The sequence below is a fragment of the Escherichia sp. KCJ4928 genome (assembly GCF_004352695.1).
Lineage (GTDB): Bacteria > Pseudomonadota > Gammaproteobacteria > Enterobacterales > Enterobacteriaceae > ECMA0423.
On sequence record NZ_SJWV01000450.1, the window covers coordinates 1 to 989 of the forward strand.

Annotated in this window: 2 protein-coding genes and 1 pseudogene; 2 read left to right on the top strand and 1 reads right to left on the bottom strand. The window is 43.1% G+C overall.

Annotation, left to right across the window (positions count from 1 at the left end; all coding sequences use genetic code 11):
- Window positions 1-222: pseudogene (locus E0D98_RS24745) on the top strand (hypothetical protein); the annotation flags it as partial.
- Window positions 223-397: 175 nt separating this feature from the next.
- Window positions 398-505, top strand: a complete 108-nt coding sequence (gene yniD / locus E0D98_RS24750) for a small membrane protein YniD (protein WP_001142445.1) — start codon at window positions 398-400, stop codon at window positions 503-505.
- A 52-nt stretch (window positions 506-557) separates the two neighbouring features.
- Here the strand turns inward: yniD and E0D98_RS24755 are convergent.
- A partial coding sequence (locus tag E0D98_RS24755) for a DUF481 domain-containing protein (protein ID WP_131891349.1) occupies window positions 558-989 on the bottom strand: 432 nt, incomplete at its 5' end.

Here is a 989-nt window from a genome sequence, read left to right on the forward strand (position 1 = left end):
TTATCTTATATATCAACACTGAGTACTTTTGCAAAAAAATATTCTTTTAGTCAACGTCAATTATTCACACTGTTGGCCGCTAAAAATCATGAAAACATGTCAGCTGTTCATATAGCCATTCATCATAATCATTATAAAACTGTAGAAACATATTATGCTGCTATTAATGCAATCAGCCAAAGCCTGAGTTTTAGTGCTGATGAACTAAAAACGTATTTATAACCAGCTATTTATGATATTTGTATATCGATACATAATTTTATTTTTTTCATAAAACGCAGAAACAGTGATCAGGTGTACAACGCCACCCGACGGCTGTAATAACAAAAAATCCCTTGATGCCTGTCCCTTTTGTTACACTCCGTTATCACGCACAAGAGATATGCAGGACACTGGTATGCCGACTAAACGCTTTGATAAAAAACACTGGAAGATGGTGGTGGTGCTACTGGCAATCTGTGGCGCTATGTTGTTGCTACGTTGGGCAGCAATGATTTGGGGCTGAGCAGTGACAAACGAAGACAGCCAGACCGCATAACACGGTCCGGCAGATAATTTTACATGCTGTAGCCCAGCGATAAGGTTGTCCGACGATCGGTATGTTCCGGTGCAGACTCTGGAGGTTCAGAGTTCCATGTGACGTTGTAAGCCACTTTCAGTCCAAAATGTTCATTAATAGCAACATTTAATGCGCTTTCGGAGTTCAGCGTTGTGTCTTCCGCGCCAAAGACGGAAACACCCTGCGTAAATTTAGCGTTGTCAGTCAACTGCCATGCATAAGCACCGGAGGCATAGCCCAGCGGCTGAGTTTCACTGGCATTGTCGGTATATTTGTCGTAACGCACACCTGGACCGAATTCAAAGCGGAAACTGTGTACCGGGCCATTCAAAAACTGACGACCATAACCCGCGGTCAACACATCGCGCTCTCGATAGCCGTTATAACGGTCTGTCAGCCAGCTTGCCTGACCAAATAAATAGTCATAATC